Here is a 14775-nt window from a genome sequence, read left to right on the forward strand (position 1 = left end):
TGCCGAGGTGCGGCGCATCCTGACATGCGTCGATGACAAGAGATGACGAGGAGAAAGCCGTGCTGCCGTTGTCCGATCTGCTGCTTTTCGCCCTGGCCGCCTTGGTCGTGGTGCTGACCCCCGGGCCGAACATGATCTACCTGATCTCGCGCTCGATCTGTCAGGGGCGGGCCGCGGGCGTGATCTCGCTGTTCGGCGTGCTGGCCGGTTTCCTGGTGCACATGCTGGCGGCGGCCGTTGGCTTGACCGCGCTATTTCTCGCCATACCGCTGGCCTACGAGGTCCTCAAGTGGGCTGGCGCGCTGTACCTGCTCTTCCTGGCCTGGCAGGCGGTCAGGCCAGGCGCGCGCTCGCCCTTCGAGGCGCGCGCGCTCCCTGCGGATCGGCCTCGCAAGCTGTTCCTGATGGGCTTTTTGACCAACCTGCTCAACCCCAAGATCGCCGTGTTCTACCTGGCGATCTTCCCGCAGTTCGTCTCGCCCGAGCATGGCCCCGTCTTTCTCCAGAGCCTGGTGCTGGGCTTCACCCAGATCGGGGTGAGCTTCACCGTCAATCTGGCGATTGCCCTGTCGGCGGCGGGTATCGCCGGCTGGTTTCAGCAGCGTCCCACCTGGCTGGCCGTGCAGCGTTACGTCATGGGCGGCGTGCTGGCCGGCATGGCGGCCAAGCTGGCTGCGGAGCCGCGGCAGGGCGTCTAGGTTCCCAAGCCAGCATTACGCGTTGGCAGCCCGGCGCACGCCTGCGGCCAGGTCACGCACCAGGCCATGAACCGCCTCGACGGCGCCGCGCCGTGTACCGGCGCTTTCGATACCTTCCACCAGCGCCGAGCCGACCACCACGGCATCGCTGAATCGGCCAATCGCTTGCGCCTGTGCGGCAGTGCGAATGCCGAAACCGACCGCAATCGGCAGGTGGCTCTGCTCGCGCAGCCGGCCCACCATACGTTCGACATCCTGTAGCGGCGGGGCGCTACCACCCGTGATGCCATTCACCGAGACGCAATAGAGGAAGCCTGAGGTGTTATCCAGCACCCGGGGCAGCCGCTTGGCGTCGGTGGTCGGGGTGGCGAGGCGGATGTAGGCAATACCGTGCTCCCTGGCGGGCAGGCACAGCTCGTCGTCATGCTCGGGCGGCAGGTCGACCACGATCAAGCCATCGACACCGGCACGGGCCGCATCGGCCAGGAATCGCGCCACGCCGTAGCGGTGGATGGGGTTGTAATAGCCCATCAGCACCAGTGGCGTTTGCGAATCCCGTTGGCGGAAGGCGTGCACCAACTCGAGCGTCCGGGTCATGGTCTGTCCGCCCTCCAGGGCGCGTAGCGCTGCCTTCTGGATCGTGGGGCCGTCGGCCATGGGATCGCTGAACGGCATGCCGATCTCGATCACGTCGGCGCCTGCCGCGGGCAGCCCCTGGAGGATTTCCAGTGAGGTCTCGAAGTCGGGGTCGCCGGCAGTGACGTAGGTTACCAGGGCCGGCCTTTGTTCCGCCTTGAGCGCGGTAAAGCATGCATCGAGGCGAGTGGCGGCGTTCACGGGGTTCTCCTTGGCGGCGTTCATTGGAAGTTCTCTCCCAGGTGTTGGGCGACGCTCATCATGTCCTTGTCGCCGCGTCCGCTCAGGTTGACCACCATGAGGTGGTCGCGGGGTAGCGTCGGCGCGCGCTTGGCGACCTCGGCCAGGGCGTGGGCCGACTCGAGCGCGGGAATGATCCCTTCCTGACGGCAGCAGCACTGGAACGCCGCGAGCGCCTCGTCGTCGGTGATCGAGACGTACTCGACGCGCCCCTGCTCATGCAGCCAGGCATGCTCCGGGCCGATGCCGGGATAATCGAGCCCGGCCGATATCGAGTGGGCATCGATGATCTGGCCATCCCCGTCCTGCAGCAGGTAGGTGCGGTTGCCGTGCAATACGCCGGGCGCACCGCCGATGAGGCTCGCCGCGTGCATGCCGGTCTCGATGCCCTTGCCACCGGCCTCGACGCCGATCATCTGGACCGACTCATCAGCGAGGAAAGGGTGGAACAGCCCCATCGCATTCGAGCCGCCGCCGATGCAGGCGACGAGAGAGTCGGGTAGGCGTCCTTCCTTCTTGAGGATCTGCGTGCGGGTCTCGCGTCCTATCACCGCCTGGAAGTCACGCACCATGGCGGGGTAGGGGTGCGGTCCGGCCACGGTGCCGATGATGTAGAAGGTGTCATCGACGTTGGTCACCCAGTCGCGCAGTGCCTCGTTCATCGCATCCTTGAGCGTGCCGGTACCCGTCGTGACCGGAATGACCTCGGCGCCGAGCAGCTTCATGCGAAACACGTTGGGCTGCTGGCGTTCGATATCGGCCGAACCCATGTAGACGACACAGGGCATGCCGAAGCGTGCCGCGACGGTGGCAGTGGCGACGCCATGCATGCCGGCGCCCGTTTCGGCGATGATGCGGGTCTTGCCCATCCGCTTGGCGAGCAGGATCTGGCCGATGCAATTGTTGATCTTGTGAGCTCCAGTGTGATTGAGCTCCTCGCGCTTGAGATAGATCCTGGCGCCGCCAAAGTGCTCGGTAAGACGCTCGGCAAGGTAGAGCGGGCTGGGCCGGCCAACGTAATCGCGCTGGAAGTAGGCGAGCTGGCGCTGGAATTCGGTGTCCTGCCGGGCCGCATCGTATTCGCTCTGAAGCTCACTAATCAGCGGCATCAACGTCTCGGGGACGAAGCGTCCGCCGAAGCGGCCGAACATGCCATGAGCATCGGGCTGCATCGAAAGATCGGTCATGGAGTACCTCGAAGGGTCAGGGAGCTTTCGATGAAGCTAGCGCAGGCAGGCGGGGCAAAAAATCGATAAGATGGCTGCTATATGTGAGCCAGGATCACAGAACGATGCACTCCATGCCTTCTCTCAGCGCCCTGCGCGCCTTCGAGGCCACCGCGCGGTTGGGTAGCGTCACGGCCGCGGCGAATGAACTCAGCGTGACTCACGGTGCGGTCAGCCGTCAGCTGCGGAGCCTGGAAGAGCATTTCGGCGTGGCGCTGTTCACCAAGGCGGGCCGCGGCCTGCAGCTCACGAGTCACGGGGAGCGGCTGCAGCACGGCGTTGGCGAGGCGTTCCTGCGCCTGCGAGACAGCTGCGCGCAGTTGAAGCGTGACGTCGAGGCGGCGCCGTTCATCCTGGCCTGTCCGGGTAGCCTGCTGGCACGCTGGCTCATTCCGCGCCTCGACCAGCTTCATCGTGCGCTGCCGGAACTCAAGCTGCATGTCGTCGCCAGCGAGAGCGAAGCGACCCCGGGAAGGGACGAGGTCAGCGCAACGCTGACATTTGCTGAACCGCCATGGCCGGCCGACCTGGAGGTGATCGAGTTGGCCGCGGAACACATCGGCGCAGTGGTGAGCCCGCAGCTGGCCGCCCGGTTCGATCCCCAGCGGCCGGCGACACTGTTTGACGCCAAGCTGCTGCACACAGCCTCGCGGCCTCAGGCCTGGCCGCACTGGGCGCGTGCACATGCGCTCGATTCGGCGCGTCTCGACCGGGCGCTGGCCGAAGGGCAGGGCTTCGATCATCTCTATTATCTGATCGAGGCGGCAGTGGCCGGATTGGGGGTGGCGATAGCGCCCCGGCTGTTGGTCGAGGACGAGCTGCGTCAGGGGCGGCTGATCGCACCGTGGGGCTTCGTCGAGACGCCCGCCCGGCTATGCCTGTGGCTTTCACCCACTGACAATCGAGGGTACAGCGCTCGGCTCATCGAATGGCTCGAGCGTGAGCTGAACGACATGCTCTCTTCGCGGTAACCGGCGACTGCTCCGGGAACATCGCGTATCTCCCCGCACTCGATTACGTTGTAGGAAAGCGATTTCCCGGAGCGCCCATGCCGCTCGACGTCTTCCATCCCGCTGTCAGCCAGTGGTTCACACGCGCCCTCGGTGTGCCCACCGAGGTGCAGGCGCGCGCCTGGCCGGCCATCGGCGCGGGCGGCCATGTGCTGATCGCCGCCCCCACCGGCTCGGGCAAGACCCTGGCGGCCTTCCTTGCCGCCATCGATGGCCTGGTGCGCCGTGGGCTCGACAGTGAGCTGCCCGACGAAACCGTGGTGCTCTACGTCTCGCCGCTGCGCGCGCTCTCCAACGACATCCAGCGCAACCTGCAGGCGCCGATTCGCGGCATCGCCGAGGGGCTTGAGGCAGACGGCCGGGAGTCGCCGGAGATACGCGCCTGGGTGCGCACCGGCGACACCACCTCGTCGGAGCGCGAGCGCATGCGCAAGCGCCCGCCGCATATCGTGGTCACCACGCCGGAGTCGCTCTACGTGCTGCTGACGTCCGACTCGGGGCGGCGGATGCTCTCCAGCGTGCGCACGGTGATCGTCGACGAGATTCATGCGGTGGCCGGCACCAAGCGCGGCTCGCACCTGGCGCTGTCGCTGGAGCGGCTGGCCGGGCTCACCGCGCGCCCGCCGCAGCGCATCGGGCTCTCGGCGACGCAGAAGCCGGTGGAGGCGGTGGCGGCGTTCCTTACCGGCGGCAGTGAGTGCACCATCGTCGACACCGGGCACGTGCGCCGGCGCGACCTGGCCATCGAAGTGAGCGGTTCGCCGCTTACCGCGATAATGGCCAACGAGGTGTGGGAAGAGGTCTATGACCGCCTGGCAGAACTGGTGAGAGAACATCGCACCACGCTGATCTTCGCCAATACCCGGCGGGTCTGCGAACGGGTGGCACGTCACCTGGCCGACAGGCTGGGGGATGAGTGGGTAACCTCGCACCACGGCAGCCTGGCCCGCGAACACCGCCTGGACGCCGAACAGCGCCTCAAGCAGGGCACGCTGCGTGCGCTGGTGGCCACCGCTTCGCTGGAACTGGGCATCGACATCGGCGAGGTGGACCTGGTCTGCCAGCTCGGCTCGCCGCGTTCCATGTCGGCCTTCCTGCAGCGGGTGGGTCGCTCCGGCCATGGGGTGGGGCGCGTGCCCAAGGGGCGGCTGTTCCCGCTGACCCGCGACGATCTGGTGGAGTGCACGGCGCTGATGGGCGCGGTGCAGGCCGGCGAGCTCGATCGGCTGCACATTCCCGAGGGGCCGCTCGACGTGCTGGCGCAGCAGATCGTCGCCGAGGTCGCCGGAGCGGGCGAGACCGACGAGGCAGAACTGCTCGAGCGTATCCGCGCCGCCTGGCCCTACCGCGCGCTGACGCAGGAGCGCTTCGACGCGGTGGTGCAGATGCTCGCCGATGGCTACACCACCCGGCGCGGGCGGCGCGGTGCCTACCTGCACCGCGACCGGGTCAACGGCCGCCTGCGCCCGCGGCGCAATGCGCGGCTCGTCGCCCTGACCAACGGCGGGGCGATTCCCGACCACTTCGACTACGACGTGATCCTGCAGCCCGAGGAGATTCGCGTCGGCACCGTCAACGAGGATTTTGCCTTCGAGAGCATGCCGGGCGATATCTTCCAGCTCGGCAACCAGGCCTATCGCATCCTCAAGCTCGCCACCGGCAAGCTCTACGTCGAGGACGCCCGCGGCGCACCGCCCAGCATCCCGTTCTGGTTCGGCGAGGCGCCGGCGCGTACGGAAGAGCTCTCGCAGGCGGTGTCGCGGCTGCGCGAGGGGATCGACCGGCGGCTGGCCGAAAGCGACGAGGCCGAGGCCCAAGCGTGGCTGGAAGCCGAGTACGGCCTGGCGCCGGCCGCCGCCGAGCAGTTGGTGCGCTACCTGGCCGTGGCGCGGGCGGCGCTGGGTGTGATTCCCAGCCAGCGCCACCTGGTGCTGGAACGCTTCTTCGACGAGGCCGGCGACATGCACCTGGTGCTGCACTCACCGTTCGGCTCCAAGCTCAACCGTGCCTGGGGCCTGGCGCTGCGCAAGCGCTTCTGCCGCAAGTTCAACTTCGAGCTGCAGGCGGCAGCACTGGAGGACAGCATCGTGCTGTCGCTGGGGCCGACCCACAGCTTCCCCCTCGACGAGGTGTGGGGTTATCTCAACGCCAGGACGGTGCGCGAGGTGCTGATCCAGGCGCTGCTCGATGCGCCGATGTTCGGCCTGCGCTGGCGCTGGAACGCCTCGGTGGGGCTCGCCGTGCCGCGTACCCGCAACGGCAAGCGGCGCCCGCCGCAGCTGCAGCGCCAGGACTCCGAGGACCTGCTCTCGGTGGTGTTTCCCGACCAGCTCGCCTGCGCCGAGAACCTGGCGGGGGCGCGGGAGCTGCCCGATCATCCGCTGGTCGACCAGACCCTGCACGACTGTCTGACCGAGGCCATGGACATCGACGGCCTCGAGCGCCTGTTGGCGCGCCTCGAAGCCGGCGAGATCGCCGTCAGCGGGCGCGACCTGGCGGTGCCCTCGCCGCTGTCGGAAGAGGTGGTCAACGCGCGCCCCTACGCCTTCCTCGACGACGGCGCCCAGGAGGAGCGGCGCACCCTCAGCGTGCGCACCGGCGGCGCGCTCGACGTGGCCGAGGCTGCCGCCTCGGCGCGCTACGCTCCCGAGGTGGTCGCCCGGGTGCGCGAGGAGGCCTGGCCCGCCCCCCGCGATGCCGACGAGCTGCACGACGCGCTGGTCGTGAGCGGCTTCATCGCCGGGCGCGAAGCCGCAGAGGAGTGGCGGCCGTGGTTCGACACGCTCGCCCGGGACAGGCGTGCCGCGGTCGTCGCGCCACCCGACGGCGAGCCGCTGTGGACGGCAGCGGAACGCCTCGGCGAGCTGCTGGCGCTCCATCCCGGTGCCAGCGTCGAGCCGCCCATCGAGGCGGCGGGCGAGGCGCCGGAAACCCCCGACGAGGCACTGACCGAGCTGCTGCGCTCGCGGCTCGAGACGCTGGGGCCGGTCACCGCGGCCAGTCTCTCCACGCCGCTCGCCATTTCGCTCGAACGCACCATGGCGGCGCTGGCACGTCTGGAGGTCGAAGGCTTCGTGCTGCAGGGAAATTTCCTAGGTGGCAGCGAGGTGGCCTGGTGCGAGCGGCGCCTGCTGGCGCGCCTGCATCGCTATGCCATCGACCGCCGTCGCGCCGAGATCGAGCCGGTGAGCATCCAGCACTACCTGCGTTTCCTGCTCGACTGGCACGGCCTGACCGAGCCCCCGCAGGGGCCGGAGGCGCTGGCCGCGGCGGTGGAGCGGCTGGAGGGCTTTCCCGTGGCGGCAGGCGCCTGGGAGAGCGACGTGCTGCCGGCGCGGGTGGCCGATTTCTCGCCGCACATGCTCGACCAGCTGCTCGCCAGCGGACGCTTCATCTGGCTGCGCCTGCTGCCACCCAGAATCGCCGAGGGTGACGAACGCCAGCGTCCCGGTCCGCTGCGCAACACGCCGGTCGCGCTCATCGATCGCCAGGCATTGCACGACTGGCGTCAGGCGGTGCCGGCCCCCGAGCTGGAGGAACTTCCGCTCTCCGGCGGGGCCCGCCGGGTGCTCGAGGCGCTGCAGGGCGGCGGGGCCATGTTCTTCGCCGACCTGCTCGGCCCCGCCCACATGCTGCGCACCCAGGTGGAGGAGGCGCTGGGCGAGCTGGCCTCCTGGGGGCTGGTCACCTCCGACAGTTTCACCGGCCTGCGGGCGCTGATCGCCCCGGCCAGCAAGCGTCCGCCCATCGCCGCGGGCGGGCGTCGGCGCAGGCGCTATGCGCCGGGAGTGGACGCCGCCGGGCGCTGGTCGTGGCTGCCGGCACCCGAGCGTGAGTCGCCCATCGGGAAGCGTCGCATCACTACCGACATGGAGAGCCTGGAGCATATCGCCTGGGTGCTGCTGGAGCGCTACGGCGTGGTGTTTCGCCGTGTGATCGAGCGTGAGCCGGCATTGCCGCCCTGGCGCGAGCTGCTGTATGTCTACCGCCGCCTGGAGGCGCGCGGCGAGATCCGCGGCGGGCGGTTCGTGCAGCAGTTTGCCGGTGAGCAGTTCGCCCTGGCCGAGGCGGTGGGAGGGCTCAAGGCCATGCGCCGCCGGGAGCCGGACGGCACCCGCGTGGTGGTGGCTGCCGCCGACCCGCTCAACCTGGTGGGCATTCTCACGCCCGGCACGCGGTTGCCGGCGGTGTCGGGCAATCGCCTGCTCTATCGCGACGGTGTGCCGGAGGCAGTGCTGCAGAATGGCGAAGTGCACTTTTTCGAGACGCTGCCCTCCGAGGCGAAGTGGCAGGTGCAGCAGCTGCTGCGGCGCGGGCCGGGGCATGAAAAACCCCCGACACCAGAGGTGCCGGGGGCTGCGATATCGATGCGGTGACGTTCAGTCGTGCCGCGAGCGATTCCGGTAAGAATCGCGTTCATGCTCCTCGATACGCACTTCCTTGCGGATGGGGTGCCTCTGCTTCTCGCTCGCAGCGTAGGCCAGAGCCAATAGCGCCACGGCGGCCACGCTCACGGTCAGCATTTCGATGATACCCATGTGCATGTCCTCCTGCGGGTGAATGGGGCGACCCTCGGGACCTCACTGTCCCTACGAGAGGCGTGCCTGTCACTTGAGGGTGGCAGTTTTCTCGCCGGCCGACAAATGCTTTGACCCGAAGGAGTGGACTAAGTTTTAACGCTTCGCTGGTTGGTCGCCGAACCCTTGCGCTCTGGCGCTCCGAGCGCCTCCTCTCGCTCGACGCTTCGTTCGGCCCCTGGCTTGGAGCCGCATCGCTATTGCTTTTTTGACGGCTTTGGTGAAATATATTTCCAAATATATACTTCTGGCTAATACCCTGGCGGTTTTACGTAATTCTACGGATGCAATATCCGTATGGATAACTAAGGGATAACTGCAGGAAAATTTACGCAAGCCTCCGGATTTATTTTATTTCCCTCCGTTTTATTCTCCCCAGGTCAGTTCGCTGACCAGCTCAAGTTTCACTTATTAAAATAAACAAGGGCGTGGATCGATCGCTCCTTGAACGTCATCGAGCCCGCCGGGAGAACGTATTTCCATGAGCGTCAACAGGCGTAATTTCCTCAAGTACGGAGGTGCTGCCGCGGTGGGTACCGTGATGGCGCCGAGCATCGTCAAGTCCCAGGAAACCTTCAACTGGCGCATGACCACCAGTTGGCCCTCCGGTTTTCCGTTCTTTCAATCGGGACCGGGTTCCGCCACGGATTTCGCCAAGCGGGTCGAAGAGATGTCCGGTGGGCGTATCCGCATCCGGGTCTACGGCGCCGGTGAACTCATCCCTGCCTTCGACGGTTTCGATGCGGTATCGCGCGGGCAGCAGGTGCAGCTGAACCATGCCTGCTCCTACTACTGGGCGGGGGAGTCGTTTGCCGCCCAGTACTTCACCACCGTGCCGTTCGGCATGACCTTCCAGGGCTTCAATGCCTGGCTGGCCCACGGCGGCGGCTACGAGCTGTGGAAGGAAACCTACGAGCCCTACAACCTGATCCCGCTGGCCGTGGGGTGTACCGGGGCACAGCCGGTGGGCTGGTTCCGCGAGCCGGTCACCAGCGTGGCGGATTTCCGTGGCCTGAACATCCGCATGCCGGGGCTGGCCGGGGACGTCTACAACGCCATCGGCGCCAATGCCCGCCTGCTGCCCGGCGGCGAAATCTTCTCGGCGCTCGAGCGCGGCGCCATCGATGCCGCGGAGTGGGTGGGCCCCTACCTGGATCGTGCGCTGGGACTGCACAACGCGGCCAAGCACTACTATTCCTCGGGCTGGCACGAGCCTTCCACCACCACCGAGGTCATCGTCAACAAGGAGGCCTACGAGTCCCTGCCCAGCGACCTGCAGGCCGTGCTTCACAACGCGGCAGCGGCCTGCAACGTCACCTCCCACACCTGGCTCGAGGCGCAGAACGGCGAGGCTCTGGACGACCTGGTCAACAACCACGGGGTGCGCTTCGAGACGCTGCCCGACGACGTCATCCGGGCCCTGTTCGAGGCCACCCGAGACATTCTGGCGACCGAGGCCGACAAGGACCCGCTGGTCAAGCGGATCAATGACAGCTTCTGGGAATTCAAGAAGAAGCACGACGGCTGGCAGATCAACAGCGAGGCCGTGTTCGCCAACACCATCAGTCGTTACGGCCAGGGCATGATCTGACCCGGCCCGACCCTCGGCTCCGGTTCTCGTAGCCGAGGGGCTTTCCCGACCCGCCTTGCAAAGGCGACCTCTACCTCGCTTCAGACGTCCACCGGGGGCCAGCCCGGGGGAGGGAGATTGCATGCTGCGTTTCTGTATTTCGCTCGAGCGGCTGCTCGAGCGCATCACCGGTCTGGCCGGCTTCATCGGCTGCATGGCCATGGTCATCATGGTTGCCCTGATCTTCGGCAACATGCTGAGTCGTTATGCCCTGGGCCTGGGCGCGGTATGGGCCCAGGAGCTGGAGTGGTACCTGCTGTCGGTCATGGCGATGATGGGCATCGCCTACGCCATGAAATTCGACGATCACGTGCGCGTGGACATCCTGTCGAGCCGCTTCAGCCCCGTCGGCACGATGTGGCTGAACCTCATGACCGCACTCCTGGTGGCGCTGCCGTGCGCGCTGCTCATCATCCATTACAGCCTTCCCTTCGCCGAGACCGCGTTCCTCCGCGGTGAGCGCTCGCCCAACTCGTCCGGCCTTCCCTGGCGCTGGATACCCAAGGCGCTGGTGATCGTCGGCTTCGTCTTCGTGGCGACCGAGTCGGTTCGCCAGGCGCTGGAGAACGGCAGGCGCCTCGTCCAACACTACGCTGGGAGAGCCTGACCCATGCCCCTGGAATATTACGCGCTGGCCATGATCGTCGCCTTCTTCGTGCTGGTGATGACCGGCATCCCGGTGGGCTTCGTGGTCGCGTTCGTCGGCTTCGTATTCGGCTTCATCGGCTTCGATGGCTGGCTGTTCGAGCTGCTGCCGTCGCGGATCTACGGCGTCGTGGCCAACTACACCCTGCTGGCCATACCGCTGTTCGTGTTCATGGGCGTGATGCTGGAACGCTCGAAGATCGCCGAGCGCATGCTCGACGTGATCGGCCACCTGTGCGGGGGCCTGCCGGGCGGCATGGCGTTGGCGGTGATCATCGTGGGCGTGCTGCTGGGCGCGGCGACCGGCATCGTCGGCGCGGCCATCGTCACCCTGACGCTGATGGCGCTGCCCACCCTGGTGCGCCGCGGCTACAAGAAGACGGTGGCGTGCGGCACCATCTGCGCCGCCGGCACCCTGGGGCAGATCATCCCGCCCAGCCTGGTGCTGCTGGTGCTGGCCGATATCATGAACCTTTCCGTCGGCAGCCTGTTCGCCGCGGCGCTGGTGCCCGGCCTGCTGCTGGCCGGCATGTACCTGGCTTACCTGCTGCTGCTGGCCTTCTTCTTCTCCGCCGACGTGCCTGCCATCGACGAGCAGGAGCGTGCCGCGGTCTCCAAGAGGGAGCTGGGCATGGATTTCCTCAAGGTCGTGGTGCCGCCACTGCTGCTGATCTTCGCCGTGCTGGGCTCGATCATCGGTGGCGTGGCCGCGCCCACGGAGGCGGCCTCGGTGGGGGCCGTGGGGGCCCTGCTGCTGACGCTCGTTTCCGGGCGCATGACGCTGCCGGTGCTCTCCGAGACCGTGAAGACCTCCCTGCGCATCAGCTGCATGATCTTCTTCGTGCTGATCGCCTCGCAGGTCTTCGCCCTGGCGTTCCGCGGGCTGGACGGGGAGTTCCTGATCGAAGCAATGTTCGAATGGGTGCCGGGCGGCATGTACGGCACGCTGATCTTCATGCTGCTGCTGATCTTCTTCCTGGGCTTCTTCCTCGAGTGGATCCAGATCTCCTACATCGCCGTGCCGCTGTTCCTGCCCTTCCTGGCAAGCCAGGGAGACATGTCCATGGTCTGGGTGGCGATCCTGATCGCCATGAACCTGCAGACGTCGTTCCTGACGCCGCCCTTCGGCTGGTCGCTGCTGTTCATGAAGGGGGTCGCCCCGCCGGGGATTACCACGGCAGATATCTACAAGGGCGCCGTGCCTTTCGTGCTGATCCAGATCCTTACCCTGGCGTTGATCATCGTCTTCCCCGACGTGGTGCTGTGGTTGCCGGCGGTGGTAGGATGGTAAATCACCCCGAGAGTTGTACTCGAGTTTGAATCAGGCCCTGCCAAATCTCGTTCGTATCGGGGTCGGCGGGGCTTTCGGGGCACAAAATAATAATGCATCAGGTAGACGCCAGTGTTCACTTTCAGAACCAAGTTGACACTGCTTACCTTGCTCCCTCTGTTGGTTCTCATCGCCGGTGTGACGGTGTTTGCCATCCATCAGAGTGCGCGTTTGAGTGGGGTGCAGTCGGAAATACTCAAGGAGGGGTTGCTAGAAGCCAAGAAGGCGGAACTGAAGAACTACATGGAGCTCGCCTATACGGCGATCCGAGATATCTACGAAGACCCTTCCTTACCCCGAGACGTGGCGCAACGCCGCGTGGCGGAGGCGTTTCATCGGATGGAGTATGGCTCCGATGGCTACTTCTTCGTTTATGACTACGACGGCCTGAGCATCGTCCATCCACGGCTGGATCACCTGGTGGGGCAGAATCTGTGGAACTTCCGCGACGAGGACGGAAAGCTGCTGATCCAGAGTCTCGTCCAGCGCGCCCGGGAGGGCGGGGGCTATACCGAATACCGCTGGGACAAGCCTTCAGGCGGCGAGTCGTTGCTCAAGCTGGGCTACTCCATCGGCATGGACGAGTGGGGCTGGATGGTCGGCACCGGCCTCTACCTGGATGACATCGAGCAGGTGGTCGGCCAGATGGAGCGGCACATGGTGGGAAACGCGCGCAAGACCATCCTGCTGATGGCGTTCTTTACCGTCTCCTGCCTGCTGGTCATCGCCGTGATCGGGCTTGCGGTCAACCTGAGCGAAGCGCGGGTGGCCAATCGCAAGCTGGTCAGGATGGCCCAGAAGACCTTCAGCTTCCTGGAGAAGGAGCGGCGGCGGATCTCCCGCGAGCTGCACGACGGGATCAACCAACTGCTGGTGTCGGCACGTTTCAAGCTGGAGCGCATCGATGACGCCCTGGGCCGTGGCGACCACCTGGATGCCTCCTCTTCCCTGGCCGCGGCCGATCGCATCCTCGAGACGGGGATCCAGGACCTCCGCCGGCTGGCCTATGACCTGCGCCCGAGCGTGCTCGACGATCTGGGATTGGTCGCGGCGCTGGAGAGTCTCTGTTCGGGCCTGGTGGAACGCAAGCCGCTGCAGCTTCATTTCGAGTCGAACATTGACAGTGGTGAGTGCCAGCCGGTGCTGGCAACGGCGCTGTATCGCATCACGCAGGAGAGCCTGCACAACATCGAGAAGCACGCCGGCGGGGTTCGCCTGGTCAGGGTGAAGGTATTGCGGCGTCGCGGCTGGGTGTATCTGGAGATCGCGGACGATGGCGAAGGCTTCGCCTGGCATCCCGATCAACGCCGCGAGCAGGATGGCACCGGCATGGGGCTGCGCAACATTCAGGATCGGGTCGACCTGCTGGGGGGACGCCTGACCATCGAGGCGGCACCCGGCAAGGGCGTGCGTATCAGGCTCAAGGTGCCGTTCCAGCGTGTTGCCGGCAAGACGAGCGGAGAGAGAATCGATGGGAAGGTCTATACGCGTACTTTTGGCGGACGACCATCCGCTGGTGCTGGAGGGGCTGCGCTACCGGTTGGAGGCGCAGCAGGGCGTTGATCTGGTCGGGGTGGCCAATTCAGGCCAGGAGCTGCTGGCACTCGCCCAGACGCTGCGGCCGGACGTGGTGGTCACCGACATCACCATGCCCGGCCTGTCCGGCCTCGAAGCGTGCAAGATCCTGGGCGAGACCTGCCCGGACATCCGCGTGCTGGTGCTGACCATGCATGACAACGAAGAGTACATCCGGCGCGCGGTGGCCTGCGGGGCCGCCGGCTATGTGCTGAAGGACGCTTCTGCCGAGCAGATGGTGTTTGCCCTGCGCGAGGTGGCGAGCGGGCGCAGCCACTTCGGTTCCAGCGTTTCCCGGGTGCTGCTCGAGGAGAAGGAGGGAAGGCTGACCCAGCGCGAGACCGACATCCTCAAGCTGATGTTCGAAGGCATGAGCAGTCGCGACATCGGTGAGGCGCTGGCCATCAGTACCCGCACGGTGGAGTCGCATCGCAGCAATATCTACCGCAAGCTCAACACCAACTCGCTGGCGGGCCTGTTTCGCTACGCGATGCGCCATGGGCTGATCGAACTGGAATAGCCAAACCCTATCGAAACCATTGATACGTTGGTCTTTGACCTCAACTTTGCTTGAGGTCGTATCGTTCATCGCATCTTCATCCAGCCAGGAGAACCAGCAATGAACGATGCGATCAAGGTGGCCGTGATCTATGGCAGCGTGAGGGAAGGGCGCTTCGGCGACACCGTGAGTCGTTGGGTCGTGAAGCAGATCCAGCGCCGTGAGGCGTTCGCCCCCGTAGTGATCGACCCTGCCGCCGAGCCTGCTTCAGCGTTCGCCGAGCGTCTCGACGAAGCGGATGCCTTCGTCGTGGTCACGCCGGAATACAACCACTCCTACCCCGCCGCGCTCAAGGCGCTGATCGACGCCTACAAGGCGGAGTGGCAGGCCAAGCCCGTGGCCTTCGTTTCCTACGGCGGCGCTTCGGGAGGGCTGCGTGCGGTGGAGCACCTGCGCCATGTCTTCGCCGAGCTGCATGCGGTGGGCATTCGCGATGGCGTGATGTTTCCCAACGCCTGGGAGCAGTTCGACGAGCAGGGGCAGCCGTTGCAGGCCCAGCGTTATGAGCGCGGCATGCAGACCGTACTGGCGCGGCTCGCCTGGTGGGCCGAGACCCTGCGTCAGGGCCGGGCGGAACGCGACTATGCCCAGGCAGTCATGCTGGATTGAGCGGCGCGAGGAGAGCCGGCGCGCCATGCGCGAGCGCGCC

The 14775-nt window shown here is 66.2% G+C and carries 12 protein-coding genes; 9 read left to right on the top strand and 3 right to left on the bottom strand.

The annotated features are described in order from the left end of the window. Positions 1-59: 59 nt before the first annotated feature. Complete coding sequence (locus I4484_RS03875; RefSeq protein ID WP_197449709.1) at positions 60-698, top strand: LysE family translocator; 639 nt, start codon at positions 60-62, stop codon at positions 696-698. Positions 699-713: 15 nt separating this feature from the next. Here the strand turns inward: I4484_RS03875 and trpA are convergent, their stop codons facing one another. Together trpA and trpB are read right to left on the bottom strand one after the other, a co-directional pair. Then, positions 714-1559: a tryptophan synthase subunit alpha gene (gene trpA, locus I4484_RS03880; protein ID WP_197449710.1), complete on the bottom strand. Its 846-nt coding sequence runs from the start codon at positions 1557-1559 to the stop codon at positions 714-716. Next, a complete protein-coding gene (gene trpB, locus I4484_RS03885; protein ID WP_197449711.1) occupies positions 1556-2761 on the bottom strand; it encodes a tryptophan synthase subunit beta in 1206 nt (401 codons plus the stop codon). Before trpB ends, trpA begins: the two co-directional genes overlap by 4 nt. A 113-nt stretch (positions 2762-2874) precedes the next feature. On the opposite strand from trpB, the gene I4484_RS03890 reads away from it, so the two are divergent. Beyond that, positions 2875-3771 (top strand): LysR family transcriptional regulator, encoded by an 897-nt coding sequence (locus I4484_RS03890; RefSeq protein WP_197449712.1) that lies wholly within the window; start codon positions 2875-2877, stop codon positions 3769-3771. Positions 3772-3848: 77 nt separating this feature from the next. Then, positions 3849-8186 (top strand): DEAD/DEAH box helicase, encoded by a 4338-nt coding sequence (locus I4484_RS03895; RefSeq protein WP_197449713.1) that lies wholly within the window; start codon positions 3849-3851, stop codon positions 8184-8186. Between the two features lie 3 nt (positions 8187-8189). Here the strand turns inward: I4484_RS03895 and I4484_RS03900 are convergent, their stop codons facing one another. Next, on the bottom strand, positions 8190-8348 hold the full coding sequence (locus I4484_RS03900) for a hypothetical protein (protein ID WP_162623035.1): 159 nt from the start codon (positions 8346-8348) through the stop codon (positions 8190-8192). Positions 8349-8868: 520 nt separating this feature from the next. On the opposite strand from I4484_RS03900, the gene I4484_RS03905 reads away from it, so the two are divergent. The 6 genes from I4484_RS03905 to I4484_RS03930 all read left to right on the top strand — a co-directional run bounded on the left by I4484_RS03905 (position 8869) and on the right by I4484_RS03930 (position 14735). Continuing rightward, positions 8869-9978, top strand: coding sequence for a TRAP transporter substrate-binding protein (locus I4484_RS03905; protein ID WP_197449714.1), 1110 nt, complete (start codon positions 8869-8871; stop codon positions 9976-9978). 121 nt (positions 9979-10099) lie between these two features. Further along, positions 10100-10624, top strand: a complete 525-nt coding sequence (locus I4484_RS03910) for a TRAP transporter small permease subunit (protein ID WP_197449715.1) — start codon at positions 10100-10102, stop codon at positions 10622-10624. A gap of 3 nt (positions 10625-10627) precedes the next feature. Beyond that, positions 10628-11953 (top strand): TRAP transporter large permease subunit, encoded by a 1326-nt coding sequence (locus tag I4484_RS03915; protein ID WP_197449716.1) that lies wholly within the window; start codon positions 10628-10630, stop codon positions 11951-11953. A 183-nt stretch (positions 11954-12136) separates the two neighbouring features. Then, on the top strand, positions 12137-13555 hold the full coding sequence (locus tag I4484_RS03920) for a cache domain-containing protein (protein WP_217626097.1): 1419 nt from the start codon (positions 12137-12139) through the stop codon (positions 13553-13555). Next, positions 13488-14087 (top strand): response regulator transcription factor, encoded by a 600-nt coding sequence (locus I4484_RS03925; protein ID WP_197449718.1) that lies wholly within the window; start codon positions 13488-13490, stop codon positions 14085-14087. Before I4484_RS03920 ends, I4484_RS03925 begins: the two co-directional genes overlap by 68 nt. Before the next feature lie 99 nt (positions 14088-14186). Beyond that, on the top strand, positions 14187-14735 hold the full coding sequence (locus I4484_RS03930) for an NADPH-dependent FMN reductase (protein ID WP_197449719.1): 549 nt from the start codon (positions 14187-14189) through the stop codon (positions 14733-14735). Positions 14736-14775: the final 40 nt, after the last annotated feature.

The organism is Halomonas sp. SS10-MC5 (assembly GCF_015992245.1).
Lineage (GTDB): Bacteria > Pseudomonadota > Gammaproteobacteria > Pseudomonadales > Halomonadaceae > Halomonas > Halomonas sulfidoxydans.

What these genes read in the sequence shown, in the direction of transcription:
- trpB (WP_197449711.1), bottom strand. Translation starts at nt 2,761, where the DNA reads ATGACCGATCTTTCGATGCAGCCCGATGCTCATGGCATGTTCGGCCGC.
- I4484_RS03915 (WP_197449716.1), top strand. Translation starts at nt 10,628, where the DNA reads ATGCCCCTGGAATATTACGCGCTGGCCATGATCGTCGCCTTCTTCGTG.
- trpA (WP_197449710.1), bottom strand. Translation starts at nt 1,559, where the DNA reads ATGAACGCCGCCAAGGAGAACCCCGTGAACGCCGCCACTCGCCTCGAT.
- I4484_RS03900 (WP_162623035.1), bottom strand. Translation starts at nt 8,348, where the DNA reads ATGGGTATCATCGAAATGCTGACCGTGAGCGTGGCCGCCGTGGCGCTA.
- I4484_RS03910 (WP_197449715.1), top strand. Translation starts at nt 10,100, where the DNA reads ATGCTGCGTTTCTGTATTTCGCTCGAGCGGCTGCTCGAGCGCATCACC.
- I4484_RS03895 (WP_197449713.1), top strand. Translation starts at nt 3,849, where the DNA reads ATGCCGCTCGACGTCTTCCATCCCGCTGTCAGCCAGTGGTTCACACGC.
- I4484_RS03930 (WP_197449719.1), top strand. Translation starts at nt 14,187, where the DNA reads ATGAACGATGCGATCAAGGTGGCCGTGATCTATGGCAGCGTGAGGGAA.
- I4484_RS03890 (WP_197449712.1), top strand. Translation starts at nt 2,875, where the DNA reads ATGCCTTCTCTCAGCGCCCTGCGCGCCTTCGAGGCCACCGCGCGGTTG.
- I4484_RS03905 (WP_197449714.1), top strand. Translation starts at nt 8,869, where the DNA reads ATGAGCGTCAACAGGCGTAATTTCCTCAAGTACGGAGGTGCTGCCGCG.